Source organism: Pseudomonas sp. GW821-FHT07F05 (assembly GCF_059418765.1).
The window spans coordinates 23,296-49,665 of record NZ_JBWKQL010000021.1; the positions used below are offsets into that span (position 1 = coordinate 23,296).

At 61.5% G+C, this 26,370-nt stretch carries 19 protein-coding genes; 11 read left to right on the forward strand and 8 right to left on the reverse strand.

The genetic code is table 11. The features are described 5' to 3' along the window. Window positions 1-125: 125 nt before the first annotated feature. From metH to AC07RO_RS26085, 3 genes are all read left to right on the forward strand, one after another. A complete protein-coding gene (gene metH, locus AC07RO_RS26075; protein WP_495087475.1) occupies window positions 126-3,836 on the forward strand; it encodes a methionine synthase in 3,711 nt (1,236 codons plus the stop codon). A gap of 595 nt (window positions 3,837-4,431) precedes the next feature. Continuing rightward, the gene (locus AC07RO_RS26080) at window positions 4,432-6,090 is read left to right on the forward strand and encodes a nitrite/sulfite reductase (RefSeq protein ID WP_282372309.1); all 1,659 of its coding nucleotides are present in this window, start codon (window positions 4,432-4,434) and stop codon (window positions 6,088-6,090) included. Continuing rightward, window positions 6,074-6,568 carry a DUF934 domain-containing protein gene (locus AC07RO_RS26085; protein WP_133771327.1) on the forward strand — a complete coding sequence of 165 codons (495 nt, stop codon included), beginning with the start codon at window positions 6,074-6,076 and terminating at the stop codon, window positions 6,566-6,568. The genes AC07RO_RS26080 and AC07RO_RS26085 overlap by 17 nt, the downstream gene beginning before the upstream one ends. Before the next feature lie 215 nt (window positions 6,569-6,783). On the opposite strand, the gene sohB is transcribed toward AC07RO_RS26085, so the two are convergent. Beyond that, on the reverse strand, window positions 6,784-7,806 hold the full coding sequence (gene sohB / locus AC07RO_RS26090) for a protease SohB (protein ID WP_346626282.1): 1,023 nt from the start codon (window positions 7,804-7,806) through the stop codon (window positions 6,784-6,786). A 207-nt stretch (window positions 7,807-8,013) separates the two neighbouring features. On the opposite strand from sohB, the gene AC07RO_RS26095 reads away from it, so the two are divergent. The 6 genes from AC07RO_RS26095 to AC07RO_RS26120 all read left to right on the forward strand — a co-directional run bounded on the left by AC07RO_RS26095 (window position 8,014) and on the right by AC07RO_RS26120 (window position 13,376). Beyond that, window positions 8,014-8,724: a histidine phosphatase family protein gene (locus AC07RO_RS26095; protein WP_423574756.1), complete on the forward strand. Its 711-nt coding sequence runs from the start codon at window positions 8,014-8,016 to the stop codon at window positions 8,722-8,724. Between the two features lie 57 nt (window positions 8,725-8,781). After that, window positions 8,782-9,096 carry an SCP2 sterol-binding domain-containing protein gene (locus AC07RO_RS26100; RefSeq protein WP_074887795.1) on the forward strand — a complete coding sequence of 105 codons (315 nt, stop codon included), beginning with the start codon at window positions 8,782-8,784 and terminating at the stop codon, window positions 9,094-9,096. A 205-nt stretch (window positions 9,097-9,301) separates the two neighbouring features. Further along, window positions 9,302-10,369, forward strand: a complete 1,068-nt coding sequence (locus AC07RO_RS26105; RefSeq protein ID WP_495087476.1) for a phosphotransferase family protein — start codon at window positions 9,302-9,304, stop codon at window positions 10,367-10,369. A 25-nt stretch (window positions 10,370-10,394) separates the two neighbouring features. Continuing rightward, a complete protein-coding gene (locus AC07RO_RS26110; RefSeq protein ID WP_122538346.1) occupies window positions 10,395-11,162 on the forward strand; it encodes an SDR family oxidoreductase in 768 nt (255 codons plus the stop codon). A 126-nt stretch (window positions 11,163-11,288) separates the two neighbouring features. Next, window positions 11,289-12,428 (forward strand): Gfo/Idh/MocA family protein, encoded by a 1,140-nt coding sequence (locus AC07RO_RS26115; RefSeq protein ID WP_495087477.1) that lies wholly within the window; start codon window positions 11,289-11,291, stop codon window positions 12,426-12,428. Window positions 12,429-12,602: 174 nt separating this feature from the next. Further along, window positions 12,603-13,376: a TSUP family transporter gene (locus tag AC07RO_RS26120; protein ID WP_282373336.1), complete on the forward strand. Its 774-nt coding sequence runs from the start codon at window positions 12,603-12,605 to the stop codon at window positions 13,374-13,376. Here AC07RO_RS26120 and nudC read toward each other — a convergent pair. Further along, on the reverse strand, window positions 13,338-14,192 hold the full coding sequence (gene nudC, locus AC07RO_RS26125) for an NAD(+) diphosphatase (protein ID WP_423574758.1): 855 nt from the start codon (window positions 14,190-14,192) through the stop codon (window positions 13,338-13,340). The genes AC07RO_RS26120 and nudC overlap by 39 nt on opposite strands. A 90-nt stretch (window positions 14,193-14,282) precedes the next feature. After that, entirely contained in the window at window positions 14,283-15,095 is an 813-nt protein-coding gene (locus tag AC07RO_RS26130) for a crotonase/enoyl-CoA hydratase family protein (protein WP_495087478.1), read from the reverse strand. A gap of 284 nt (window positions 15,096-15,379) precedes the next feature. Between AC07RO_RS26130 and AC07RO_RS26135 the strand changes: the two genes are divergently transcribed. Together AC07RO_RS26135 and AC07RO_RS26140 are read left to right on the forward strand one after the other, a co-directional pair. Next, complete coding sequence (locus tag AC07RO_RS26135) at window positions 15,380-16,864, forward strand: ATPase domain-containing protein (RefSeq protein WP_495087479.1); 1,485 nt, start codon at window positions 15,380-15,382, stop codon at window positions 16,862-16,864. Continuing rightward, entirely contained in the window at window positions 16,861-18,891 is a 2,031-nt protein-coding gene (locus AC07RO_RS26140; RefSeq protein WP_495087480.1) for a response regulator, read from the forward strand. The genes AC07RO_RS26135 and AC07RO_RS26140 overlap by 4 nt, the downstream gene beginning before the upstream one ends. 70 nt (window positions 18,892-18,961) lie before the next feature. On the opposite strand, the gene AC07RO_RS26145 is transcribed toward AC07RO_RS26140, so the two are convergent. From AC07RO_RS26145 to AC07RO_RS26165, 5 genes are all read right to left on the reverse strand, one after another. Continuing rightward, window positions 18,962-19,339: a response regulator gene (locus AC07RO_RS26145; RefSeq protein WP_074885442.1), complete on the reverse strand. Its 378-nt coding sequence runs from the start codon at window positions 19,337-19,339 to the stop codon at window positions 18,962-18,964. Between the two features lie 864 nt (window positions 19,340-20,203). Continuing rightward, entirely contained in the window at window positions 20,204-21,385 is a 1,182-nt protein-coding gene (locus AC07RO_RS26150; protein ID WP_282372602.1) for a hybrid sensor histidine kinase/response regulator, read from the reverse strand. After that, window positions 21,379-21,996, reverse strand: a complete 618-nt coding sequence (locus AC07RO_RS26155) for a chemotaxis protein CheB (protein WP_346629810.1) — start codon at window positions 21,994-21,996, stop codon at window positions 21,379-21,381. Before AC07RO_RS26155 ends, AC07RO_RS26150 begins: the two co-directional genes overlap by 7 nt. Next, on the reverse strand, window positions 21,993-22,811 hold the full coding sequence (locus tag AC07RO_RS26160; RefSeq protein ID WP_192172093.1) for a CheR family methyltransferase: 819 nt from the start codon (window positions 22,809-22,811) through the stop codon (window positions 21,993-21,995). Before AC07RO_RS26160 ends, AC07RO_RS26155 begins: the two co-directional genes overlap by 4 nt. Window positions 22,812-22,859: 48 nt before the next feature. Continuing rightward, window positions 22,860-26,369: a response regulator gene (locus tag AC07RO_RS26165; protein ID WP_495087481.1), complete on the reverse strand. Its 3,510-nt coding sequence runs from the start codon at window positions 26,367-26,369 to the stop codon at window positions 22,860-22,862. Window position 26,370: the final 1 nt, after the last annotated feature.

A 26,370-nucleotide genomic window follows, 5' to 3' on the forward strand; every position in this document is an offset into this window, starting at 1 on the left:
CTAATGGCCTGCAACATGAACAGAATTCATGTAAATCCCGGAATGATTTAAATCCGCGCAGGTTTGCTATTATTTCGCACTTTTCAGCATCACCTTATTTCGTACTTCTTCGTCCGGGTAACCTCATGTCAGATCGCAGCGCGCGTCTTCAAGCACTCCAGCAGGCTCTTCAACAGCGAATCCTGATCCTCGATGGCGGCATGGGCACGATGATCCAGAGCTATCGGCTGGAGGAAGAAGACTACCGCGGCAAGCGTTTCGCCGACTGGCCGAGCGACGTCAAGGGGAACAACGACCTGTTGATCCTGACCCGGCCCGATGTGATTGGCGCGATCGAGAAGGAATACCTCGACGCCGGCGCCGACATTCTCGAAACCAACACTTTCAACGCCACCCAGGTGTCCCAGGCCGACTACGGCATGGAAGCGCTGGTCTATGAACTGAACGTGGAAGGCGCGCGCCTGGCCCGACAGGTCGCCGACGCCAAGACTCTGGAAACCCCCGACAAGCCGCGTTTCGTCGCCGGCGTGCTCGGCCCGACCAGCCGCACCTGCTCGCTGTCGCCGGACGTCAACAACCCCGGCTACCGCAACGTGACCTTCGACGAACTGGTGGAGAACTACACCGAGGCCACAAAAGGCCTGATCGAAGGCGGTGCAGACATGATCCTCATCGAAACCATCTTTGACACGTTGAACGCCAAGGCAGCGATCTTTGCCGTTCAGGGCGTGTTCGACGAGCTGGGGTTCGAGCTGCCGATCATGATTTCCGGCACCATCACCGACGCCTCCGGCCGCACCCTCTCCGGCCAGACCACCGAAGCGTTCTGGAACTCGGTACGTCACGCCAAGCCGATCTCCGTGGGCCTCAACTGCGCGCTGGGCGCCAGCGAGCTGCGCCCGTATCTGGAAGAGCTATCCAATAAAGCCGAAACCCACGTGTCGGCGCACCCGAACGCCGGCCTGCCTAACGAATTCGGTGAATACGACGAAGCCCCGGCAGAGATGGCCAAAGTCGTGGAGGAGTTCGCCCAGAGCGGCTTCCTGAACATCGTCGGCGGTTGCTGCGGCACCACCCCGGCGCACATCAAGGCCATCGCCAACGCCGTCGCCCCGTACGCGCCGCGCCCGATTCCTGACATCGCGAAGGCCTGCCGCCTCTCGGGTCTGGAGCCGTTCACCATCGATCGCAGTTCGCTGTTCGTCAACGTCGGCGAGCGCACCAACATCACCGGCTCTGCCCGTTTTGCCCGCCTGATCCGCGAAGACAACTACACCGAAGCGCTGGAAGTCGCCCTGCAGCAGGTCGAAGCCGGCGCCCAGGTGATCGACATCAACATGGACGAAGGCATGCTGGATTCGAAGAAGGCCATGGTGACCTTCCTCAACCTGATTGCCGGCGAGCCTGATATTTCCCGCGTGCCGATCATGATCGACTCGTCGAAATGGGAAGTCATCGAAGCCGGCCTCAAGTGCATTCAGGGCAAGGGCATCGTCAACTCGATCAGCATGAAAGAAGGCGTCGAGCAGTTCATTCATCACGCCAAGCTGTGCAAGCGCTACGGCGCGGCGGTGGTGGTGATGGCCTTCGACGAAGCCGGCCAGGCCGACACCGAGGCGCGCAAGAAGGAAATCTGCAAGCGCTCCTACGACATTCTGGTCAACGAAGTCGGCTTCCCGCCGGAAGACATCATTTTCGACCCGAACATCTTCGCCATCGCCACCGGCATCGAGGAGCACAACAACTACGCCGTCGACTTCATCAACGCCTGCGCGTACATCCGCGACGAGCTGCCGTACGCGTTGACATCGGGCGGCGTGTCCAACGTGTCGTTCTCGTTCCGCGGCAACAACCCCGTGCGCGAAGCGATTCACTCGGTGTTCCTGCTGCACGCGATCCGCAACGGCCTGACCATGGGCATCGTCAACGCCGGCCAGCTGGAGATCTACGACCAGATCCCGGCCCAGCTGCGCGACGCGGTGGAAGACGTGGTGCTCAACCGCACCCCGGAAGGCACCGACGCACTGCTGGCCCTCGCCGACCAGTACAAAGGCGACGGCTCGGTCAAGGAAGCGGAAACCGAAGAGTGGCGCGGCTGGGAGGTCAACGAGCGCCTCAAGCACGCGCTGGTCAAGGGCATCACCACGCACATCGTTGAAGACACCGAGCTGTCGCGGCAATCGTTCAAGCGCCCCATCGAGGTCATCGAGGGCCCGCTGATGGCTGGCATGAACGTGGTCGGCGACCTGTTCGGATCGGGCAAGATGTTCCTGCCCCAAGTGGTTAAATCCGCCCGCGTGATGAAGCAGGCCGTGGCGCACCTGATTCCTTTCATTGAAGAGGAGAAAGGCGACAAGCCCGAAGCCAAGGGCAAGATCCTCATGGCGACGGTCAAGGGCGACGTCCATGACATCGGCAAGAACATCGTCGGCGTGGTGCTGGGCTGCAACGGTTACGACATCGTCGACCTCGGCGTGATGGTGCCGGCCGAGAAAATCCTGCAGGTGGCCCGTGAGCAGAAGTGCGACATCATCGGGCTGTCCGGCTTGATCACGCCTTCCCTGGACGAAATGGTTCACGTCGCCCGCGAGATGCAGCGTCAGGACTTCCACCTGCCGCTGATGATTGGCGGCGCGACCACCTCCAAGGCGCACACGGCGGTGAAGATCGAGCCCAAGTACAGCAACGACGCGGTGATCTACGTCACCGACGCTTCACGCGCCGTGGGCGTGGCGACGCAGTTGCTATCCAAGGAGCTGAAAGCCGGCTTCATCGAGAAGACCCGCTCCGAATACGTTGAAGTGCGCGAGCGCACGTCCGCCCGCAGCGCCCGCACCGAGCGCCTGAGCTACGGCGCGGCCATCGCCAAGAAGCCGCAGTTCGACTGGGCCAGCTACCAGCCGGTGAAGCCGACGTTCACCGGGGTCAAGGTGCTGGAAGACATCGACCTGAACGTGCTGGTGGATTACATCGACTGGACGCCGTTCTTCATTTCATGGGACCTGGCCGGCAAGTACCCGCGCATTCTGACCGACGAAGTGGTGGGCGAAGCAGCCACCTCGCTGTTCAAGGACGCCCAGGAGCTGCTGCGCAAACTGATCGACGAGAAGTTGATCCGCAGCCGCGCCGTGTTCGGCTTCTGGCCGGCCAATCAGGTTGACCACGACGACATTCAATTGCTCGACGATAACGGCGCGCCACTGGCCAAGCTGCATCACCTGCGCCAGCAGATCATCAAGACCGACGGCAAGCCGAACTTCTCCCTGGCCGACTTCGTGGCGCCCCAGGGCAGCGGCGTGACCGATTACGTCGGTGGCTTCATTACCACCGCCGGCATTGGCGCGGAAGAGGTGTCGAAGGCGTACCAGGACAGAGGCGACGACTACAACGCGATCATGGTCAAGGCGCTGGCGGACCGGCTGGCCGAGGCCTGCGCAGAATGGCTGCACCAGCAGGTGCGCAAAGAGTATTGGGGTTATGCCCGCGACGAGCAGTTGGGCAACGACGAGCTGATCAAGGAGCAATACACCGGCATCCGCCCTGCCCCCGGCTATCCGGCCTGCCCGGACCATACCGAGAAAGGCGTGCTGTTCGACCTCCTCGACCCGGCCCAGGGCGACGGCAAACCCGGGGTCAGCGGCGTGTTCCTCACCGAGCATTACGCGATGTTCCCGGCGGCGGCGGTGAGCGGCTGGTACTTCGCCCACCCGCAGGCGCAGTATTTTGCCGTGGGGAAAGTGGACAAGGATCAGGTGGAAAGCTACACGGCGCGCAAGCAGCAGGATCTGAGCGTGACCGAACGCTGGCTGGCGCCGAACCTGGGGTATGACGAGTAAGTGCGGCAGATGTGTTATTGGCCGACTTGATCGTTCAGGCATTACAGAACCTGTGGGGAGCTTGCCCGCGAGTCCGACATTCCAGACGCCGAAATATTGGGTGGATTGCCGCCCAATATCGCGAGCAAGCTCGCTCCCACTGGCTGGAGGTCCTGGCTACTGGTGAGTCACCCAGAACACCGCCGCCCCCACCACCAGCACAATGATGAACAGAATGGCCCATGCATCCACATGGCTCTCGGATTTGGCAACTTTCGGGTGATTTCGCATTGCATCGCCTTTTGTCTGTTTTATGGGTGATCGCAAAACTCGCGGACCAGCGACGAGCGTCGTTGGCCATTCCCAGAGTAAAGTCGAGCCATGCCCTTATCACAAGTGAGGTTATGCCGGTCCGACGTGCTGCTTAGCACTTTTGGTTCTGTGCATATACTCAAACATCACTTTTGCGCATATCTGCAAACTGGTAACCTCCCCCGGCTCCGCAAGGAGTGCGCGGCCGTGCGCGCAGATTTGTTCGGTAGCCCGAAAGCAGACGACAACGCATCGCCTTTCGGGCTGGCCCAGCAGCAGTGAACCGCCTGAGAACAGGACCACCATGTACGTATACGACGAGTACGATCAGCGGATCGTCGAGGACCGCGTCAAGCAGTTCCGCGACCAGACCCGCCGCTATCTGGCCGGCGAGCTCAGCGAAGAAGAGTTCCGCCCGCTTCGCCTGCAAAACGGCCTCTACATTCAACGCTTCGCCCCGATGCTGCGCGTCGCTGTGCCTTACGGCCAGCTGACTTCACGCCAGGCCCGCATGCTGGCGAAAATCGCCCGCGATTACGACAAGGGCTACGCGCACATCAGTACCCGCCAGAACGTGCAGTTCAACTGGCCGGCACTCGAAGACATCCCCGACATTCTCGCCGAGCTGGCCACCGTGCAGATGCACGCGATCCAGACCAGCGGCAACTGCCTGCGCAACGTCACCACGGACCAGTTCGCCGGCGTCGCCGCCGACGAACTGGTAGACCCGCGCCCCTGGTGTGAAATCGTCCGTCAGTGGACCACCTTCCACCCGGAATTCGCCTACCTGCCGCGCAAGTTCAAGATCGCGATCAACGGCTCGACGTCCGACCGCGCCGCCATCGAAGTGCACGACATCGGCCTGGAGCCGGTCAAGAATGCTGCCGGCGAGCTGGGCTTCCGCGTGCTGGTCGGCGGCGGCCTCGGCCGTACGCCGGTGGTGGGTGCGTTCATCAACGAGTTTCTGCCGTGGCAGGACCTGTTGAGCTACCTCGACGCCATCCTGCGTGTGTACAACCGCTACGGCCGTCGTGACAACAAGTACAAGGCGCGCATCAAGATTCTGGTCAAGGCGCTGACGCCTGAAGTGTTCGCCGAGAAGGTCGAGGCCGAGATGGCCCACCTGCGCGGCGGCCAGACCACCCTGACCGAGGCCGAAGTGCATCGCGTCGCCAAGCACTTCGTCGACCCGGACTACAAGGCGCTGACCGATTACAGCGCCGAACTGGCTCAGCTGGATCAACAGCACCCCGGTTTTGCCCGCTGGCGCTCGCGCAACGTCCTGGCCCATAAAAAGCCGGGCTATGCAGCAGTGACCCTGTCGTTGAAACCTACTGGCGTCGCGCCGGGCGATCTCACCGACAAGCAACTGGACGGCATCGCCGACCTCGCCGACACCTACAGCTTCGGTCAGCTGCGCACGTCCCACGAGCAGAACATCATCCTGGCCGACGTCGAGCAGAGCCAGCTGTTCACGATGTGGGGCGAACTGCGCGAGCAGGGCTTCGCGACGCCGAACATTGGTCTGCTGACGGACATCATCTGCTGCCCGGGCGGCGACTTCTGCTCCCTGGCCAACGCCAAGTCGATCCCGATTGCCGAGTCGATCCAGCGCCGTTTCGACGACCTTGATTACCTGTTCGACATCGGCGAGCTGGACCTGAACATCTCCGGCTGCATGAACGCCTGTGGCCACCACCATGTTGGCCACATCGGCATCCTGGGCGTGGACAAGAAAGGCGAAGAGTTCTACCAGGTGTCCCTGGGTGGCAGCGCCAGCCGTGACGCCAGCCTGGGCAAGATCCTTGGCCCGTCGTTCGCTCAGGACGTCATGCCGGATGTGATCGAGAAGCTGATCGACGTCTACGTTGAGAAACGCAATGAAGACGAGCGCTTCATCGACACCTACCAGCGTATTGGCATCGACCCTTTCAAGGAGCGCGTCTATGCAGCGAATCATTAAGAACAACGCGGTCATCGACGAGACCTGGCACCTGCTGCCCAAAGACACGACGTTCGACAGCCTGTCCAACTGCGACGACCTGATCGTGCCGCTGAACCTGTGGCGCGAGCATGCCCATGCGTTGAAGGCCCGCGACGGCGGTCTGGGTGTCTGGCTGGACAGCGACGAGGAAGCCGAGGAAATCGGTGACGACGCGGATCAGTTCCAGGTCATCGCCCTGAACTTCCCGGCCTTCACCGACGGCCGCAGCTACTCCAACGCCCGCCTGTTGCGTGATCGCTACGGTTACAAGGGCGAGCTGCGGGCGATTGGAGATGTGTTGCGCGATCAGTTGTTTTACCTGCACCGCTGCGGGTTCGATGCGTTCGCGATTCGTGCCGACAAAGACCCGTACGAAGCGCTGGAAGGGTTGAAGGACTTTTCCGTGACGTATCAGGCTGCCACTGATGAGCCGCTGCCGCTGTTCCGGCGGCGTTGATCCCACACGGATCGACAGGCAACAAAAAGCCCCGGTTTCGCGAGAAGCCGGGGCTTTTTTATTTCTGCTAGCGCTTCATTTAGTGGGACCGGCTTCAGCCGGGAAGAGGTCAGTGTGAGCGCTATCAATGTCGCGCCTGTTACGGCCCCTTCCCGGCTAAAGCCGGTCCTACATTGGTTTCCTGCTGCCGTCCCGCAATGAGTTCAAAGGATCAGTCACCAGAATCGCTGCTGCGTCAGCTTGCCCCACCACCCTGTCACCAACCGGTCAACCGACGTGCTAGCGGCGATGCCTACACGCTGCTGCAGGCTTTTGCGCTCGGCGTAGTGCAGGTGGAACACCTCGGCGGTCTTGGCCTTCTCCGACAGGTATTCATCGCTGGTCTTCAGCTCATCCACCAGCAGTTTGTCCTTGGCCGCAATGCCCAGCCAGATCTCGCCGGTGGCGACTTCGTCGATCTGCAACTGCGGGCGGTAGCTGGCGACGAAGTTCTTGAACAGCTCGTGGGTGATGTCCAGGTCCTCCTGAAACTTCTCACGGCCCTTCTCGGTGTTTTCGCCAAACACCGTCAGCGTGCGCTTGTACTCGCCGGCGGTCAGCACTTCGAAATCGATGTCGTGCTTCTTCAGCAGGCGATTGACGTTGGGCAGCTGGGCAACCACACCAATCGACCCCAGAATCGCGAACGGCGCACTGATGATCCGGGTGCCGATGCACGCCATCATGTAGCCGCCGCTGGCCGCGACCTTGTCGATGCAGATGGTCAGCGGAATCCCCGCTTGACGAATCCGCGCCAGTTGCGACGACGCCAGGCCGTAGCTGTGGACCATGCCGCCGCCGCTTTCGAGGCGCAGCACCACTTCATCCTTGGGCGTGGCGAGGGTCAGCAACGCGGTGATCTCGTTGCGCATGTTCTCGGTGGCGGAAGCCTTGATGTCGCCATCGAAGTCCAGCACGTAGACCCGAGACTTGACCTCGGTGGACTTCTTGTCCTTCTTCAGCTCCTTGGCCTGAGCCTTGCGCAGCGCCTTGAGCCGGGCCTTGTCCAGCAGCGAGCCTTCGAGGCGATCACGCAGCCCTTTGTAGAAATCATTGAGCTTGGTGACATGCAGCTGGCCTCCTGCGCTGCGACGCCCGCGACCGCGCATCGAACCGATGACCACCAGCACCACAATGATCGCGATCACGATGGTGACGGTCTTTGCCAGGAAACTGGCGTAATCGAAAATGAACTCCACAGAAACTCCTTACCGGTACAGCAGATCCTCGGCAGAGGATCGCGAGTGGGGCCAAGCATACCGGCGCGCCGGTGGCCGGGCCAGTGACGAGACGGGTGAATACGGGACAGATCGGCCAATTCAAACGAGCGTATGTTTTTTCATTGACAGACCGCGGGCCGTCCTCATAACCTCCCAGCACTTTCAACGTGCCAGGGTGACGCGGTCGTGGGCAGCATCTATCTCATACGACATGGCCAGGCCTCGTTTGGTGCGGACGATTACGACGTCCTGTCGCCCACCGGTTTTCGTCAGTCGGAAATCCTCGGCGCGCACCTGGCGCAGCTGGGCCTGACCTTCGATCGCTGCATCAGCGGCGCCCTGTTCCGCCAGCGCCACACGGCCGAAACCGTGATCGCCCAGCTCAATGCCGCCAGCCTCGCTACACCCGAACTCGAAACCGACATCGCCTTCAATGAATTCAACGCCGAAGGCGTGATCCGCGCGCTGCTCCCTGCAATGCTGGATGAAGAGCCCGAAGCTTTCGAGATCATGCGTGACGCCGCCAACAACCGCGCCGAGTTCCAGCGCCTGTTTGCCGCGATCATTCGCCGCTGGCTGGTGGGCGACCACGACGCCGCCTCGCTGCAGAGCTGGCAGGCCTTCGTCGAGCAGGTTGAAGCGGGCCTGAGCGGCATTCTCGACAGCGCCGGGCCGAGTGATCGCATTGCTGTGTTCACCTCGGGCGGCACCATCACTGCCCTGCTCCACCTGATCACGCAAATGCCGGCCACCCAGGCCTTCGAACTCAACTGGCACATCGTCAACACCTCGCTCAATCTCCTGAAGTTTCGTGAGCGCGAGGTGACCCTGGCTTCCTTCAACAGTTATGCGCACCTGCAACTGATGAAGGCGCCGGAGCTCATCACCTACCGCTGAGCCCGGCCAATCGCACTCGCAAAGTGCTCGTCATCACTCATATAAAAGGATCACACCATGAGCTCCGTAGAAAACGCCGTCCAAGCCATGAAAGCCAAGTTCAACCCAGCCGCTGCTGCGGGCCTGGACCTGGTGTTCGGTTTCCGCATCGACGAAACCAAGAACTTCTCCCTGATCGTCAAGGACAGCACCTGCGAATTGCAGGAAGGCGAAAACCCGGACGCGCAGGTCACCCTGGTGATGGACGGCGAAACCCTGGAAGGCATCGTCAGCGGCGAGACCGACGGCATGCAGGCGTTCATGGGCGGCAAACTGCGCGCTGAAGGCGACATGATGCTGGCGATGAAACTGAGCGAGCTGTTCCCTTCCTGAGAACGCCTTGCCTTTCGAAAGAACCGAAGCCGCCCGGCTTCGGTTTTTTTTCGTCCGGACTGTGCGCAAGACAACGCCCCCGTCCGTGAATCAGGGCGGCTGATTGCCCCGTAACACCCACGCCAATAGCCCTTGTTCGCCAGTGCCGGGGCGCATTAGATTAGCCAATGATCCTGGCCCACCAAAATAATCTGCAGGGATACGCATGGCTCTCACCGACCAGTCCACCCAGGTTCGATCCGGCGAAGAACTCGACGCCGGGTTGATCGACCCTTACCTGAAAGCCCATATCCCCGGCCTGAGCGGCAGCGCGCAGATCAGCCAGTTTCCCGGTGGCGCGTCGAACCTGACGTACCTGCTGAAGTACCCCGAGCAGGAATTCGTTCTGCGCCGCCCGCCGTTCGGTCACAAGGCGAAAAGCGCCCATGACATGGGCCGCGAATTCCGCATTCTCAACCAGTTGCGCGATGCCTTTCCTTATTGCCCCAAGGCCTATGTGCACTGCACCGACGAGACGGTGATCGGTGCCGAGTTTTACGTAATGGAGCGGGTCAAGGGCATCATCCTGCGCGCCGAATTGCCCGCCGAGCTGAACCTCGACGCCGCGCAAACCGAAACCCTGTGCAAGAGTTTCATTGATCGGCTGGTCGAGCTGCATCAAGTGGATTACACCGCCTGCGGGCTCGGCGATCTGGGCAAGCCCGAAGGTTACGTTGAGCGGCAGATTCGCGGCTGGACCGATCGCTACGAGAAGGCACGCACCGACGACGCGCCCAGCTGGGAAAAGGTCGCGCGCTGGCTGGACGAGAAAAAGCCCGCGGACCATCCCGTTTCAAGCCTGGTGCACAACGATTACCGCTTCGACAATGTGATCCTCGACCCCGCTAACCCGATGCAGATCATCGGCGTGCTCGACTGGGAGCTGACCACCCTGGGGGATCCGCTGATGGACCTGGGCAACAGCCTGGCGTACTGGATTCAGGCGGACGACCCGGCGCCGGTGCAACTGATGCGGCGTCAGCCCAGCCATGCGCCCGGCATGCTCACCCGCGAGCAGTTCGTGACGTACTACGCCGAGCGCTCAGGCATTGCCATCGACAATTTCGACTTTTACTACACCTACGGGCTGTTCCGTCTGGCCGGCATCGTCCAGCAAATCTACTACCGCTTCTTCCACGGCCAGACCCGGGACAAGCGCTTCGCTCAGTTCATTCACATGAACGCGCTGCTCGAGCGCATGGCCCTGCAAGTGATTGAGCGTTCCAGCCTCTGATTGCGACACGACAAGGAAAACAACAATGTCCAAGACTCAACTGTTCGACCTCGATGGCAAGATCGCTTTCGTCTCCGGCGCCAGCCGTGGCATCGGCGAGGCGATTGCCAAGCTGCTGGCCCAGCAAGGCGCCCATGTCATCGTCTCGAGCCGCAGGATCGACGGCTGCCAGCAAGTGGCGGACGCGATCATCGCCGACGGCGGCCAGGCCACGGCCATTGCCTGCCACATCGGTGAAATGGAACAGATCACAGCAGTGTTTGCGCAGATCCGCGAACAGTTCGGTCGGCTGGACATTCTGGTGAACAACGCGGCGACCAACCCGCAGTTCTGCAACGTGCTGGACACCGACCTCGGCGCGTTCCAGAAGACCGTCGACGTGAACATCCGCGGCTATTTCTTCATGTCCGTGGAGGCCGGCAAGCTGATGCGCGAACACGGCGGCGGCAGCATCATCAACGTCGCGTCGATCAACGGCGTCTCGCCGGGCGTGTATCAAGGCATCTATTCGGTGACCAAGGCGGCAGTAATCAACATGACCAAGGTGTTCGCCAAGGAGTGCGCGCAGTTCGGCATCCGCTGCAACGCCCTGCTGCCCGGCCTGACCGACACCAAATTCGCCTCGGCGCTGGTGAGCAACGAGAAGATCCTCAACACCGCGTTGGCGCAGATTCCCCTGAAGCGGGTGGCGGCGCCGAGCGAAATGGCGGGGACGGTGTTGTACCTGGCCAGCGATGCCTCGAGCTACACCACCGGCGTGGCGTTGAATGTGGACGGAGGGTTCCTGTCCTGAGCCTCTTGAGCACACTTGAGCCGCTGAGGTAAACCTGAGGCGTTCCTGATGGAATAAAGATTCCATCGGGAACCCCCAACCGCCTACATTTTCCGCACAACAACAGGTCTTAAAGGACACGCTGTCATGCGCGGGAATTCTCTTCCAGAACTGGGCGTCGGCCTGATCGGCACGGGCTTCATGGGTCGGGCTCATGCCCTGGCGTTCCACAACGCACGCACCACCTTCGATCTTCCCTTCAACCTCAAGCTCGTCGCGCTGGCCGATGCGGATGTTGCGCGCGCGGAGCAGTGCGCAGGCAGTTGGGGGTTCCAACGCAGTCATGGCAACTGGCAACAGTTGATCAGCGATCCGGCGGTCAGTCTGGTGGCGATCACCACGCCGAACCTGCTGCATTTCCCCATGGCGATGGCCGCTCTTGAAGCGGGCAAAGCGGTGTACTGCGAGAAGCCGCTGGCGGTGAGTCTGGAACAGGCGCGGGAGATGCAGGCGGCGGCGCTTAAAGCAGGCGTCGTGACGAGGGTGGGCTACAACTATCAGCACAATCCGATCATCGGGCTGGCGAAGCAGATGATCGAAAGCGGCGAGCTGGGGCGGATCGTCAGTTTCCAGGGGGAATTCAGCGAGGACTTCATGGGCGATGGGCTGTCGCCCTGGTCCTGGCGCTGTGAAGAGGCCCATGCCGGCGGCGCCCTGGCCGACCTCGGCAGCCATTTACTGGCAATGGCGCGGTACCTGCTCGGCGACGTAGAGTCGGTGTGCGCGGACTCGCAAACGGTGCACCGACAACGCCCGGCCACCCACGGCAGCGAAGCGCAACGGGCGATCAGCATCGATGACCAGACCTACGCCCTGCTGCGCTTTGCCAACGGCGCGCGGGGTACGTTCGGCAGCAGTTGGCTCAAGCACGGGTACAAGAATCACCTGAGCTTCGAGATCGGTGGCACCGAAGGCACGTTGTCGTTTGATCAGGAACGCTTGAACGAGCTGCGGCTGTACCAGGCCGGCGCCCCGGGGCGGGACGGCTTCCAGGGGATTCTGGCGGGACCTGCGCAACCGGGCTATGCGTCTTTTTGCCCGGCGCCGGGGCATCAGTTGGGCTACAACGAGCTAAAGACGCTGGAGGTTTTTGAACTGATTCAGGCGCTGGGTGGGCAGGGTTCGAACGGGACGGACTTCGCCGAGGCCATGGAGGTCGAGCGCCTGGCCACAGCGATTCGCATTGCGGCGAAGGAGATGCGCTGGGTGAATGTTTCGGATATTTGAGTCAATTGTCAGACCGGAAATTAAGGGTGTTCACGCCGGCCTCTTCCCGGCTAAAGCCGTCCTACACCGAGTGCCCCAAGTCCCAATCAACCATTCACCGCTGCCACGCCTTGCAGGTAGAATGCTGCGCTTCCGGGCAGCCCTTCTGCCCATCTGCCCGATAAGCGCCTTCCCATGCCGTTCGAACTCACCGTTGAACCCACCACCCTGCTGGTGCTGGCTGTCGTTGCCTTTGTCGCCGGTTTCATCGATGCCATTGCCGGCGGCGGCGGTCTGTTGACCACGCCTGCCCTGCTCACTGCCGGTCTGCCGCCGCACCTGGTGCTGGGCACCAACAAGCTCAGCTCGACCTTCGGCTCCGCCACCGCCGGCTACACCTTTTACCGCCGCAAGCTGTTTCATCCGGCGCAGTGGAAACCCGCGCTGATCGGTACCGCAGTGGGCGCGCTGATCGGTGCGGTGGTCGCGCATTATCTCCCCGCCGAACTGCTGAACCAGATGCTTCCGGTGATCGTGTTCGGCTGCGGGCTGTACCTGCTTTTCGGCGGCACGCCCAAGGCGCCGCTGGACAGCAACGCGCCGATCAAGACCAAATGGCAACTGCCCCAAGGCCTGGGGCTGGGCTTTTACGACGGCGTGGCCGGTCCCGGCACCGGAGCGTTCTGGACTGTCAGCACGCTGCTGATCTACCCGGTCGATCTGGTGAAAGCCAGCGGCGTCGCCCGCAGCATGAACTTCGTCAGCAACGCCGCCGCGCTGATGATCTTCGCCATCAACGGCTCGGTGGACTGGGTCATCGGGTTGACGATGGGCGTGGCGGTGATGGCCGGCGCCTTTATGGGCGCTAAAACAGCGATCAAGGGCGGCGCCAAGTTCATCCGCCCTGTGTTCATCACCGTGGTGCTGGGGTTAACCGTCCGCCTGGCCTGGCAGCACTGGTTCAACTGAGCCTGAGCGCTGGGCCAGATACAGGTCGATCAGGTAGCGCGCAATCGAGCGACTGGCCGGCAACGGCGGCAGATCGTGGATGCTGAACCACTGTGCGTCTTCGATTTCGTCCGCCTGGGGCACGATGTCGCCGCTGTCGTATTCGGCGTGAAAGCCCAGCATCATCGAGTGCGGAAACGGCCAGCACTGGCTGCCCTTGTACTGGATGTTCTTGACCGTGACCTGCACTTCCTCCATCACCTCCCGCCGCACACAGTCCTCGGCCGACTCACCCGGCTCGGCGAACCCGGCCAGGGTGCTGTAGACCCCGGTCACAAAACGCGGCGAGCGCGCCAGCAGCACCTCATCGCCGCGGGTGATCAGCACGATCATGCTCGGCGAGATCCGCGGATAGGCACGCAGATCGCAGGGCGGGCAATACATCGCCCGCTCCCCCGGCACCTGCCGGGCCGGCTGGCCGCAACTGCCACAAAAACGGTGTTCACGGGCCCAGGTGCTGATCTGCGCCGCGTAGCCGAGCATCTGGAACACATCGGCGTCATCGGCGAGCATGAACTGGCGCAGGGTCTGCCACTGCGTGCCCTCCAGCGCCAACGCCTGAGCATCGCGAAGGGTCTGCACGTACACCGGCTCGCCATCGAAATGGCCAATGCCGTGTTCATGCATCAAGGGCAGGTCCTGCCGCTTCAACCATTCGCGGGGGAACAGCACGCCGTTGCTGTCTTTCAAAAAGCCCTGGTCACTCTGAACCAAAGCCCAACCGCCGGGGGCCTGAACATCTAGCACGGCGGTGGTCCAACGCTTCGGGCGCGTCATGCCTCAACTCCTCTGCTCACCGGCCTGGCCGTCTGCGGCCCGGTAGAGAGGCTCAGAAACGGCAGGTGGCTACGGATTCAAATAGGTCAGTCAATTGTCGAAGACCGGCTTCTGTTTGCTCATGTGAGCCACCATCGCCAGCTTCAGGTCGGCCGATTGCAACATGGCAGCGTTCCAGGTGGCAACGTATTCGAGGCCGTCGTCCACGCTGTGATCGCGCATGTAGCCGATCATGCGCTTGCTGCCGCTGATGGCGATGGGTGATTTACCGGCGATGTCCCGGGCGATGGCGAACACGCCTTCGAGCAACTGCGACAGGTCGGCGAAGGTGCGATTGACCAGGCCAATGCGCAGCGCTTCTTCGGCGCCAACGTTGCGACCGGTGTAGGCCATTTCGCGCATCATGCCGTCGCCGATCAGTCGCGGCAGGCGCTGCAAAGTGCCGACGTCCGCCGCCATGCCCATGTCGATTTCGCGAATGGAGAACAGCGCATCGTCCGCCGCGTAGCGCATGTCACAGGCGCTGATCAGGTCGATGGCGCCGCCAATGCAATAGCCCTGAATGGCAGCGAGCACCGGTTTGCTGCAGCGGTCGACCACGCTGAACGATTCCTGCATCTGCAGGATCTTGCGCCGCAGCAGGCGCGCGTTGCGGCCCACGTCCTTGCCCAGTTCACTGGCCACCGACGCGAGCAGTGTCAGGTCGATACCGGAAGAGAAGTGCTTGCCTGCGCCGCTGAGCACCACCACGCGGACGTCGTCGGTGTCCTCGACCCAGCGGAAAATCTCGATGATCTCCAGCCAGAACGCTGTGTTCATCGCGTTGATTTTTTCCGGACGATTGATCTGGACATGGGCAATGTGGTCGGCCAGTTCGACCTTGAACGCACTGTAGTCAGACACGGCTTGGGATCCTTGTAGGGGGCCAGACGAGGGTAATTGCTTGACGCCGGATCATAGCAAGTCACTATGTGCGCCCGCAGGCCACGGTTGCGCCATTTGCCGGACAGCGAACCCGCAGAAATCCACGGGAATGCCATCGGTCGGCCGGCAATAAACTGAACGGTCTCAGCCCGTCACGGTCCAGAGTGATGGCTGCATGGAATCGGACTTCACGACCATGACGGCCTGGGCAGTCGAACCCGTTTCGGCGCCCGACCCTTTCTCAGGTCGCAAGAGGGCGATTCTTGACTACATCAAAAGCGGCAACCGGTATCGTGGGCCTGGATGACATCCTTGCGGGTGGTCTTTCGCGCAGCCACGTGTTTCTCCTCGAAGGAGAGCCCGGCACCGGCAAAACCACCGTCGCGCTGCAGTTTCTGCTGGCTGGCTCGGCGGCGGGCGAACGTGGTCTGTATATCACGCTGTCTGAAACCGAACGCGAATTGCGCGACGGCGCACGCTCCCACGGCTGGGAGCTGGACGAGAACATCTCGGTGTTCGAACTGACTCCCCCTGAAAATTTGCTGGACGCTGCCCATCAGCAGAGTCTGCTGTATTCCTCGGACCTTGAACTGGGCGAGGCGACCAAGCAGATTTTCGAAATTGTCGAGCAGGTCAAACCTTCGCGGGTGATCATCGACAGTCTTTCGGAAATCCGCCTGCTGGCGCAGAGTTCCTTGCGTTATCGCCGGCAGATCCTGGCAATCAAGCATTACTTCGCGCGCTACGACACCACGGTGGTACTGCTCGACGACCTCACCACCGAGTCCCTGGATAAAACCGTGCACAGCGTTGCCCACGGCGTCATCCGTCTCGAAGGCCTGACGCCGACCTATGGCGCCGAGCGTCGACGCCTGCGGGTGGTGAAATACCGCGGCCAGAAGTACCGCGGCGGCTACCACGACTTCAACATCATGGACGACGGGATCCAGGTGTTTCCGCGTCTGGTGGCGGCCGAGCACCGCACCGGGTATGTCAGCCGCCAGATGAGCAGCGGCATCAAGGAAATCGACGCCCTGCTCGGCGGCGGGCTGGACAGCGGTTCGAGCACCGTGATTCTGGGGCCAGCCGGGACCGGTAAATCGCTGATTTCGCTGATGTTCGCCGCTGCAGCGGTAGAGCGTGGCGAGAAGGCCGCGCTGTTTATCTTCGATGAAGAGCTTGGCCTGCTGTACACGCGCATGAGCAAACTCGGCATTGACCTCCGTTCACTTGAAGCGACCGGCAATCTGCTCATCGAGCAGGTCGATGCGGCAGAATTGTCCCCGGGTGAATTCGCTCACCGCGTTCGCCGCTGTGTCGACGACCTGGGCATCCAGACCGTGGTGATCGACAGCCTCAACGGCTATCAGGCGGCGATGCCTGAAGAGAACGCGCTGGTCCTGCACGTGCACGAATTGTTGCTCTACCTCAATCGTCATGGCGCCTCGACGTTCATGACCGTCGCCCAGCACGGTCTGGTCGGCGACATGCAGACGCCGGTGGACATCACCTACCTCGCGGATTCGGTCATTCTGCTGCGGTACTTCGAAGCAATGGGTCAGGTCCGTCGGGCCATTTCCGTCATCAAAAAACGCACAGGCACCCATGAGTCAACCATTCGTGAATACCGCATCAGTGGGTCCGGCATGACCATCGGCGAACCGCTGGAAGCCTTTCAGGGCGTATTGCGTGGCATCCCTCAGTACAACGGCGATAACAATCCGCTACTACCGGACACCGACGCGTGAGCACTCCGGGACAGTTATCGGAGCGGGCGATTATCCTCGCCCCCCTCGGACGCGACAGTCAGCTCGCGCTGACCATGCTGCAGGAAGCCGGCTACCCGGCGATCATCACCCACGATCTGCCGCAGCTGTGCAGTGAACTGATGTCCGGCGCGGGACTTGCGATCATCGCTGATGAAGCGTTGCGCGGCGCGGACATCAACCCGCTGCTCAGCCTGCTGGCCAACCAACCGGCCTGGTCTGACTTCCCCATCGTGTTGCTGACTCATCACGGCGGCCCGAAACAGAACCCCTCGGCGCACCTGGGCAAGATGCTCGGCAACGTCACGTTTCTGGAGCGGCCTTTTCATCCTGCCACGCTCATCAGTCTGGTGAGCACCGCCGTGCGCGGGCGTCGACGACAATACGAAGCACGGACTCGACTGGAAGAACTGCTGGAAAGCGAGCAGCGCCTGCAACATGCGCTGAAAGCCGGACGGCTGGGGTCGTGGCAGCTGGACACCGAGTTCCTCGATCTGGATTGCTCGGACATCACCAAGGCGCACTTCGGCCGGGATGAGCGCGATCCGCTCTCCTATCACGAGTGGCTGAGCTCGGTGCACCCCGAAGACCAGCCGCGCATGCAATCCGTGTTGCAGCACACGCTGGACAGCGGCGCCGATTTCATCATCGAGTTTCGCAATGTCTGGCCGGACGGCTCGGTGCACTGGATCGACATCCGGGCCCGGGCGATCCGTGCGCGCAATGGCCGCGTCAGCCTGCTGTCCGGCGTGACCTCCGACATCACCGAGCGCAAGCTGGCCGAACAGCAGCTGCGACAGCTCAACGAAACCCTGGAGCAGCAGGTCGAGGAACGCACCTCCCAGCTGCGCCATAACGAAGAAGTCCTGCGCCAGTCGCAGAAGATGGAAGCGGTGGGCCAGCTCACCGGCGGTATCGCCCACGACTTCAACAACATGCTGACCGGCATCATCGGCAGTCTCGAACTGCTGAGGCGTCGTCTGGCGCGGGGTCGCACCGACGATCTCGATGGCCTGATCGACCTGGGCGTGACCTCGGCCAATCGAGCCGCCGCCCTGACCCACCGCCTGCTGGCGTTCTCGCGCCGTCAGTCGCTGGACCCCAAGCCGGTCTTGATGAACGATCTGGTCAATTCCATGGGCGAACTGCTGAACCGCAGCGTCAACGAGAGCATCCGCCTCGACATGTGCCTGGACCCGGAATTGTGGACCGCCGAGGCTGACCCGAATCAGCTCGAAAGCGCCCTGCTCAACCTGGTGCTCAACGCCCGCGACGCCATGCCCGATGGCGGCATGCTGATGATCGAGACCTTCAACCGCCGCCTCGATCGCGACTTCACCAACGCCTACGAAAACCTGCTGCCCGGCGACTACGTGGTGCTCAGCGTGCGCGACACGGGCTGCGGCATGCCGGAGAACGTCATCAGCCGGGCATTCGATCCCTTTTTCACCACCAAGCCGATCGGCCAGGGCACCGGCCTGGGGTTGTCGATGATCTACGGCTTCAGCAAGCAGTCCCACGGACACGTAGCGATCGAGAGCCAGGTTGGTCACGGCACCACGGTTCAGCTGTTCCTGCCGCGTTATCACGGGGTGTCGCAGCAAGATGCTCCCGCCCTCCCCAACGACACGGCGCAGGCCCGTGAGGGCGAGACCATCCTGCTGGTCGAAGATGATCCAGCGGTGCGCGCGCTGGTCAGTCAGGTGTTGAGCGAGTTGGGTTATGCGTACGTCGAGGCCGGTGATGCGGTCGGGGCGATTCCTATTCTGGAATCCGGCCAGCGTATTGATCTGATGATCAGCGATGTTGGCCTGCCGGGCATGAATGGCCGGCAGCTGGCCGACATTGGCCGCCAGCTGCGCGCGGACCTGAAAGTGCTGTTCATCACCGGCTACGCGGAGAACGCCAGCGCCCGCTCGGGGTTCCTTGAAGAAGGGATGCAGATGATCACCAAGCCGTTCGCCTTTGACCAATTGACGGCCAAGGTGCGGGAGATGATCGAGGGCTGACGCGAGACAGGTGCAGACAGAAAAGCCGGCGATTGCCGGCTTTGTTGTTTGTATCCGAGGGGCGGCAGGATCAGTTGAGCAGGGTCTGGATCTGCGAATGCAGGGTTTCCATGGTGAACGGCTTGGCCAGGATCGGGGCCTTTTTGGTGATCGGGCTGCCGCAATCGACGATCTCTGCCGGATAGCCGCTGATGAAGATCACCTTGAGTTCCGGTCGCAGCTTGACGGCGGGCTCGGCAATCATCACGCCAGACACCCCGCCGGGCAGGCGGTAATCGGTGATCATCAAATCGAGGTGGGGTTTGGTGGCAAGAATTTCGAATGCCTGCTCCCCGTTCTCCGCCTGCAACACCCGATAGCCTTCGCCCGACAGGTAGTCGGACAGCAGCATCAGAATGAGCGGCTCGTCTTCGACGATGAGTACGACATTTTCTGCATCAGAGCTCATTTGAACGCCTTTGATCTTATAGATAGCTGCCATTACGACCATGGCCCGCGCTGGAGGTTGCGCAGAGTGATCAGTTATTTGATTGTTGGGCTTTAGCGTTGAACATGGTCGGCCTAACGGCCTCCCGTTTCGCCTTCGGCGAGTTACTTGGAAAAGCCCCAAGTAACCAAGGGCTTGTGCTCCTGGTTGGGCTCCTCCTCCGTCGGAGTACCCTCACTCCGACGACGCTCCGTGGGCCCGCGCCGAACGGACATCCATGTCCTGACGGCGCTCTCGCGGCATCCATGCCGCTCGGCCCACTCCGCGTCGTCTGCGTTCAGCCTGCACCCAAGTCGCGATTGTCGTCGTCTGGGATATTTGTGTATGAAGATCTAAAGCACAGCAACAGCAACAGCAACAGCTTCGCGAGCAAGCTCGCTCCCACAGGTAGGGGGGTGCTATCAGCAAAATTGTTGGCGCCTGGGCTGGCCTCTTCCCGGCTGAAGCCGGTCCCGCTAACAGCAACGCGTGCATTCAGTGGGACCGGCTTTAGCCGCGAAGCCGTTGCCGTTGCCGCTGCCGTTGATTTTGATCTTCATACGCAGGAAGCCCAGACGACACCAATCGCGACTTGGGTGCAGGCTGAACGCAGGTTTCGCGGAGTGGGCCGAGCCGCATGGATGCGGCGAGAGCGCCGTCAGGACATGGATGTCCGTTCGGCGCGGGCCCACGGAGCGAGACCGGAGTGAAGGTACTCCGACGAAGGAGGAGCCCAACCAGGAGCAAGCACCCTTGGTTACTTGGGGTGCTTTTCCAAGTAACTCGCCGAAGGCGAAACGTCTGCCCCCAGGCAGACGCTTGTGATCTTGATCTTAAAGATCTTGATCAGAGCGGCAGCGATACCCGAAACATCGACCCCGACCCTTCCTCGCTCTCGACACTGATCCGCCCGCCATGAGCGCTGACGATCTGGTCGGAAATGAACAACCCAAGACCAAGCCCCGCCACCGCATGACTGGCCGCGACCCGCTCGAACTGCTGAAAAATACGCTTCTGGTTTTCCGCGCTGATCCCGATCCCGTGATCGCGCACCTCCACCCGCGCCTCGCCAGCCTCGCTGTAGACCCGCAACTCGATCGGCTTGTGCGCCCCGTAGCGCAACGCATTGGTCAACAGATTCGCCACCACCTGCTCGATGCGAAACTCATCCCAGACCCCAATCACCGGCGTGTCAGCGTGAAGCGTCACCACACTGCCGGCGGCGGCGATCTGCGCTGAATAGCTTTCCACCAGATTGACCACCAACTCCGACAAATCAAAGGGACTGGTACGAATCGACAGCTTGCCCGTACGGATCCGCGACACATCGAGCATGTCCTCGATCAGCCGTATCAGACTCTGGATCTGCCGCTCATCGCGATCCACCATGGCCCGCAGTTTCTCCATGGTGAACGCCGACGCGTTGTCCTTGGCCAGGTGCAACTTGCGCAGCTGGGTTTCGAGAATCAGGCCGTTGAGCGGCGTCCGTACCTCGTGGGAGACGATCGACATAAAGTCATCGCGCATGCGGATCGCACGCTCCAGCTCGCTCTGCGTCGATTTCAGCTCGCGCATCAGGGCTTCCTGCTCCGCGCGGCTGCGTTCGAGCTCTTCGAGCTGCTGCTTCAGGGCCTTGCGCTGGCGATACAAATCGACGAAGACGTTGACCTTGCTCTTCACCGCATGAATGTCGAGGGGCTTGTGCAGGAAATCCACGGCACCGCTTTCATAGCCCTTGAACGCGTAATTCAGCTCGCGCCCGGCGGCACTGACGAACACGATGGGAATGTTCTTGGTCTTCTCGGTGCTGCGCATCAGCTCGGCGAGTTCGAAGCCGTTCATCCCCGGCATCTGCACGTCGAGAATCGCCATCGCAAACTCGTGCTCGAGCAACAACGACAACGCCTCGTCTGCGGACAACGCCTTGAACACCTGACGGTCCTCGCGCTTGATCAGCGCTTCGAGGGCGAGCAGGTTCTCGGGCAGATCATCCACGATCAGCAGTTTGGCTTTGATTTCACTCAGCATGCAATTCGTTCCAGCTCGACAAGCAAGGACCCAATGTCGGGCAAAGGCAATAGAAAATCCGGCGTATGAAGGGCAAGCGCCGCTTCGGGCATGGCCCGCGCGAGCGCCTGGGCCGGGTCCTGGACCACGGTCAGACCACCGTACTCCTTGATTCGTGCCGTGCCGCGCGCGCCATCGCTGTTTGCACCGGTCAGCAACACGCCTGCCAGCCGTTCACCATAGGCGTCTGCAGCCGATTCGAACAGGATGTCGATGCTCGGGCGCGAATGATGCACCCGTTCCTCCTGACTCAAGGACAGACTGAAATCTTTCTCGATCGACAGGTGATAACTCGGCCCGGCGAAATACAGCGTGCCGGCCTTGATGGTTTCTTTATCGTCCGCTTCCTTGACCGGGATCGCCAGGTTCACGGCAAAAACCTCGGCCAACTGACTGCGACGCTGGTCCGGCACGTGGAGCACCGCGAGGATCGGCAAGCGAAAGCCTCTGGGCAGCGTACGGAAAATCTTCAGCAGCGCTTCGACACCACCGGCGGATGCGCCGACCACAATCGCGTCCACCGCCGGCAGCGCGGGCTGCTCCGGGGGGTTGCCGGGAAACGACGTTCTCATGATTTGCGGTAGATCCGCTCGTGTTTGACCAGAGGGTCGAACTGGTTTTTGTACCCGGAAAAGTCGAGGGTCTCCTTGCTGCCCAGCACGAGGAAGCCGCGGTGGCACAGGGACTCATGGAACAGCCCGAACGCGCGGTCCTGCAGCTTCTTGTTGAAATAGATCAGCACGTTTCGGCAGGAAATCAACTGGGTCTCGGAGAACACGCTGTCGGTTGCCAGGCTGTGGTCGGCAAAGGTCACGTTCTCACGCAGGGTCTTGTCGAAGATCGCGTAATCGTAGGCCGCAGTGTAGTACTCGGAAAACAGCCGCTTGCCGCCGGCCTTCAGATAGTTCTCGTTGTAGCCGCGCATGTTTTCCATGGAGAAGATGCCCTGCTTGGCCTTCTCCAGGGAATGGGGATTGATGTCAGTGGCGTAGATGATCGTGCGTTCAAGCAGCCCTTCCTCGCGCAGCAGGATCGCCATCGAGTAGACCTCCTCCCCGGTGCTGCACCCGGCAATCCAGATTTTCACCGACGGGTAGGTCTTCAGCAACGGCACGACTTCTTCGCGGATGGCCAGGAAGTGCGTCGGGTCGCGGAACATCTCGCTGACCGGAATCGTCAGGAACTGCAGCAGCTGCATGAACGCCGAAGGGTCATGCAGCACGCGCTCCTGCAACGCGGAAATGGTCTTCAGTTCAAACTGACGCAACGCGTGGGTGACCCGTCGTTTCACCGACGCCCCCGAGTAATCGCGGAAATCGTAGCTGTACTTCAAGTAGATCGCTTCAATCAGCAAGCGCAACTCGATATCGGCGTCTCGTTCAGGCATCGGCAACACTCATGGTCGGGCAACGGGCGGTCAATTGATCCGATCCATTCAGATACGTTCCATCTTCGGCAGCCACACGCGAATCAGCGAGAACAGCCGGTCCAGATCGATCGGCTTGGCCAGATAGTCATTCGAACCCGCCTGCAGGCAGCGATCCTGGTCATCTTTCATGGCCTTGGCGGTCACGGCGATGATCGGCAGCTTGCGCCAGCGGGGGTTCTTGCGGATCTCGATGGTGGCTTCGTAGCCGTCCATTTCCGGCATCATCACGTCCATCAGCACCAGGTCGATGTCATCGACGGTATTGAGTTTCTCGATCGCTTCCAGTCCATTGCGCCCGACTTCGACGATCGCGCCCTTGTGCTCCAGCGCGCTGGTCAGGGCGAAGATGTTGCGCACGTCGTCGTCGACCACCAGAATCTTGCGCCCTTCGAACACGCGGTCGCGACTGCGCGCGGTCTTGAGCATCTTCTGGCGCTCATTCGACAGCTGCGACTCGACCTTGTGCAGGAACAGCGTCACCTCATCGAGCAGGCGCTCCGGCGAGCGCGCACCCTTGATGATGATGGTGCGCGAGTACTTCAGCAGCTCGGCTTCTTCATCCCGGGTCAGGTTGCGCCCGGTGTAGACGATGACCGGCGGGAAGGCGCAGATCTCGTCGGTGGACATGCGCTTGAGCAGCTCATTGCCGAGCATGTCCGGCAGTTTCAGGTCGATGATCATGCAGTCGTAGGCGTTGTCGCGCAGCAGGTCGAGGGCATCCTGAGCGAACCCGACCGCGGTGATCTCGATGTCGTCGTCGCCGATCAGACGCGCGATGCTGTCACGCTGCAAAGCATCGTCTTCCACCAGCAGAATGCGTTTGACCTTCTGCGTCAGCTTGGCTTCGAGGCGGGCGAAGACGTCCTTGAGTTCCTCGCGGGTGGTCGGCTTCACGGCGTAGCCAATAGCGCCCATTTGCAGCGCGGCTTCCTGACGGTCTTCGACGGAAATCACGTGCACCGGGATGTGCCGGGTGCTCGGCAGCTCCTTCAGGCGTTGCAGCACCGTCAGGCCAGAATGGTCCGGCAGGCGCATGTCCAGCAGGACCGCATCCGGCACGAAAGAGGACGCCAGATCGAAGCCTTCGTCGGCGGCGTGGGCCACCAGGCAGTTGTAGCCCAGCTCATGGGCCAGGTCATAGAGGATCTGCGCAAAGCGCACTTCGTCTTCGATCACCAGAATGCAGCGCTTGGTGAAGGGCGCTCTTTCACGGTCATCGGCAAAACGCGGAATCGGCGCTGCGGGAGGTGCAGACCTGGCGGGAGTTGGCGTCGGTGGGGTGACGCGCGCCACAACGGGCGCAGGCTGCACGGCAACTACGGGCGCCTCGGCGTACTGCGAAGGCTCCTGCTCGACGTACTCTTCCGGCAGCACCAGGGTGAAAATACTGCCCTGCCCCGGCGCGCTGGTCACGCTGATCGAGCCGCCAAGCAGGCGCGCCAGATCCCGGGAAATGGACAGCCCCAGGCCGGTGCCGCCGTAGCGGCGATTGGTGGTGCCATCGGCCTGACGGAACGCTTCGAAAATGCTTTCCTGCTGCTCCTCGGCGATACCGATGCCGGAGTCTCGAACGGTGAAGGCGACGCCTTCGCCGGGCTGCCGCGACACGGTCAGGCTGACCGCGCCGCTTTCGGTGAACTTGATCGCGTTGGACAGCAGGTTCTTGAGGATCTGCTCCAGGCGCTGGCGATCGGTGTACAGCGACACCGGCGTGCCCGACTGAATCTCCACCGAGAATTCCAGCTTCTTCTCGGCCGCCAGCGGTTCGAAGGTCATGCGCAGGCCGTCAACCAGACGGCTGACGCTGCTGTTTTCCGGACGCATGTCCAGCTTGCCGGCTTCGACCTTGGAAATATCCAAGATGTCGTTGATCAGGTTGAGTAAATCGTTGCCAGCCGAGTAGATCGATTCTGCGAACTTGACTTGCTCTTCGGAGAGGTTGTCCTGGGGGTTTTCCGCCAGCAGCTTGGCCAGAATCAGCGAGCTGTTGAGCGGCGTGCGCAGCTCGTGGGACATGTTGGCGAGGAATTCGGATTTGTATTTGCTGGAGCGCTGCAACTCGTCGGCGCGGGCTTCCAGCTCAATCTGGGCGATGTGCAATTCTTCGTTATTGCGGTCCAGGGCGTCACGCTGGTCAGCGAGTGCCTTGCCTTGCTCGGCCAACTGCTCGTTGGTCTGCTCCAGCTCCGCCTGCTGGGTTTCCAGGTGGGCCTGGGATTCCTTGAGGATCCGCGACTGCTCTTCCAGCTCTTCGTTGGCGGTGCGCAGTTCTTCCTGCTGCACCTGGAGCTCTTCGTTGAGCTGTTGGGTTTCGGCGAGCACTTCCTGCAAGCGCTGACGATAGCGCGCGGCCTCGATGGATGTGCCGACGTTCTCGGCGACCAGTTCGAGAAACTCCAGGTCACGGGGCGTTAGCTCACGGAGGAAGCCCAGCTCGATCACGCCGTTGACGTGGTCATCGTTGCTGGTCGGCACCACCACGACGCTGCGCGGCGAACCTTCGCCCAGGCCGGAGGTGACTTTGAAGTAGTCCTGAGGAACGTTGTCCAGGGTGATGATCTGATCCTGCTCTGCCGCCTTGCCGACCACCCCTTCACCGCTGTAGATCGACTGCTCGTGCTGCTCCTGCTCCCGGGAGAAACCATAGGAAGCGACGCGCACCAGACCGCCGTGCTCCTGGCGCACGTACACCGCGGCCACCACGGCGCCCAGGTATTGGGCGAAGAAATGCAGGACGTTGCGGCCCAGCAAATTGAGCGTGAGCTGGCCGATGACCTGCTCGGCCAGTTCGCTCTGACCGTTGCGCAGCCAGGCGACGTGGGACAAGCGATCCGCGTCCAGCTGTTGGGCTTTGAGGTTCGCGGCGTAGGTATTGGACAGCGTGGTCATGTCGCGACGGCCGACCCAGGCAAGGATCCCGCTGACGATCAGAATGAACGCGATGTACAGGGAGACCGACATCACCGTGGTGTGGGTCACGTCGGTGTTGCGTGTCAGACGCAGCTGATGCTCGACGTTGGCTGCCAGTTCGTATTGCTCACGCATCTCGTCCGCCAGGCGCTTGCCGCGACGGTCCTTGATCGGCGTCTGGTAGTCGCCGCCGGTGCGCCGCAGGGTGATCATCTCCTGAGCAAACTCGTTCCACGATGATTGCAGCGCGGCCAGGCGCTTGAAGCGGTCGACCTGATCCGGGTTGTCGGCGACCAGCTCTTCAAGCCCTTGGAGCTCGCTCATGATGGCCGGTTTGGCGACTTCGTAGGGGTCAAGAAAACGCTCATCCCCGGTCAGCAGGAAGCCGCGCATCCCGGTTTCCATGTCCACCGAGAGCTTGAGCGAGCGATTGATATTGTTGATCACCCGGTCGGTGTGTTCGACCCACTGGATCGCCGACAACAAGTAGGAAATCAGAATGACAAAGAAGGCCGCACTCAGTACGCCGACGGCCAAAGGTAAACTGACGTTGCGGCTTAACAGTTTGCGGAAACGTTGCTCATCGACTGCAGAGTGGGTGATCATC

Excerpts from the sequence above, each read along its gene's own strand:
- metH (WP_495087475.1), top strand. The coding sequence starts at position 126 with ATGTCAGATCGCAGCGCGCGTCTTCAAGCACTCCAGCAGGCTCTTCAA.
- AC07RO_RS26080 (WP_282372309.1), top strand. The coding sequence starts at position 4,432 with ATGTACGTATACGACGAGTACGATCAGCGGATCGTCGAGGACCGCGTC.
- AC07RO_RS26085 (WP_133771327.1), top strand. The coding sequence starts at position 6,074 with ATGCAGCGAATCATTAAGAACAACGCGGTCATCGACGAGACCTGGCAC.
- AC07RO_RS26100 (WP_074887795.1), top strand. The coding sequence starts at position 8,782 with ATGAGCTCCGTAGAAAACGCCGTCCAAGCCATGAAAGCCAAGTTCAAC.
- AC07RO_RS26105 (WP_495087476.1), top strand. The coding sequence starts at position 9,302 with ATGGCTCTCACCGACCAGTCCACCCAGGTTCGATCCGGCGAAGAACTC.
- AC07RO_RS26110 (WP_122538346.1), top strand. The coding sequence starts at position 10,395 with ATGTCCAAGACTCAACTGTTCGACCTCGATGGCAAGATCGCTTTCGTC.
- AC07RO_RS26115 (WP_495087477.1), top strand. The coding sequence starts at position 11,289 with ATGCGCGGGAATTCTCTTCCAGAACTGGGCGTCGGCCTGATCGGCACG.
- AC07RO_RS26120 (WP_282373336.1), top strand. The coding sequence starts at position 12,603 with ATGCCGTTCGAACTCACCGTTGAACCCACCACCCTGCTGGTGCTGGCT.
- nudC (WP_423574758.1), bottom strand. The coding sequence starts at position 14,192 with ATGACGCGCCCGAAGCGTTGGACCACCGCCGTGCTAGATGTTCAGGCC.
- AC07RO_RS26145 (WP_074885442.1), bottom strand. The coding sequence starts at position 19,339 with ATGAGCTCTGATGCAGAAAATGTCGTACTCATCGTCGAAGACGAGCCG.
- AC07RO_RS26150 (WP_282372602.1), bottom strand. The coding sequence starts at position 21,385 with ATGCTGAGTGAAATCAAAGCCAAACTGCTGATCGTGGATGATCTGCCC.
- AC07RO_RS26155 (WP_346629810.1), bottom strand. The coding sequence starts at position 21,996 with ATGAGAACGTCGTTTCCCGGCAACCCCCCGGAGCAGCCCGCGCTGCCG.
- AC07RO_RS26160 (WP_192172093.1), bottom strand. The coding sequence starts at position 22,811 with ATGCCTGAACGAGACGCCGATATCGAGTTGCGCTTGCTGATTGAAGCG.
- AC07RO_RS26165 (WP_495087481.1), bottom strand. The coding sequence starts at position 26,369 with ATGATCACCCACTCTGCAGTCGATGAGCAACGTTTCCGCAAACTGTTA.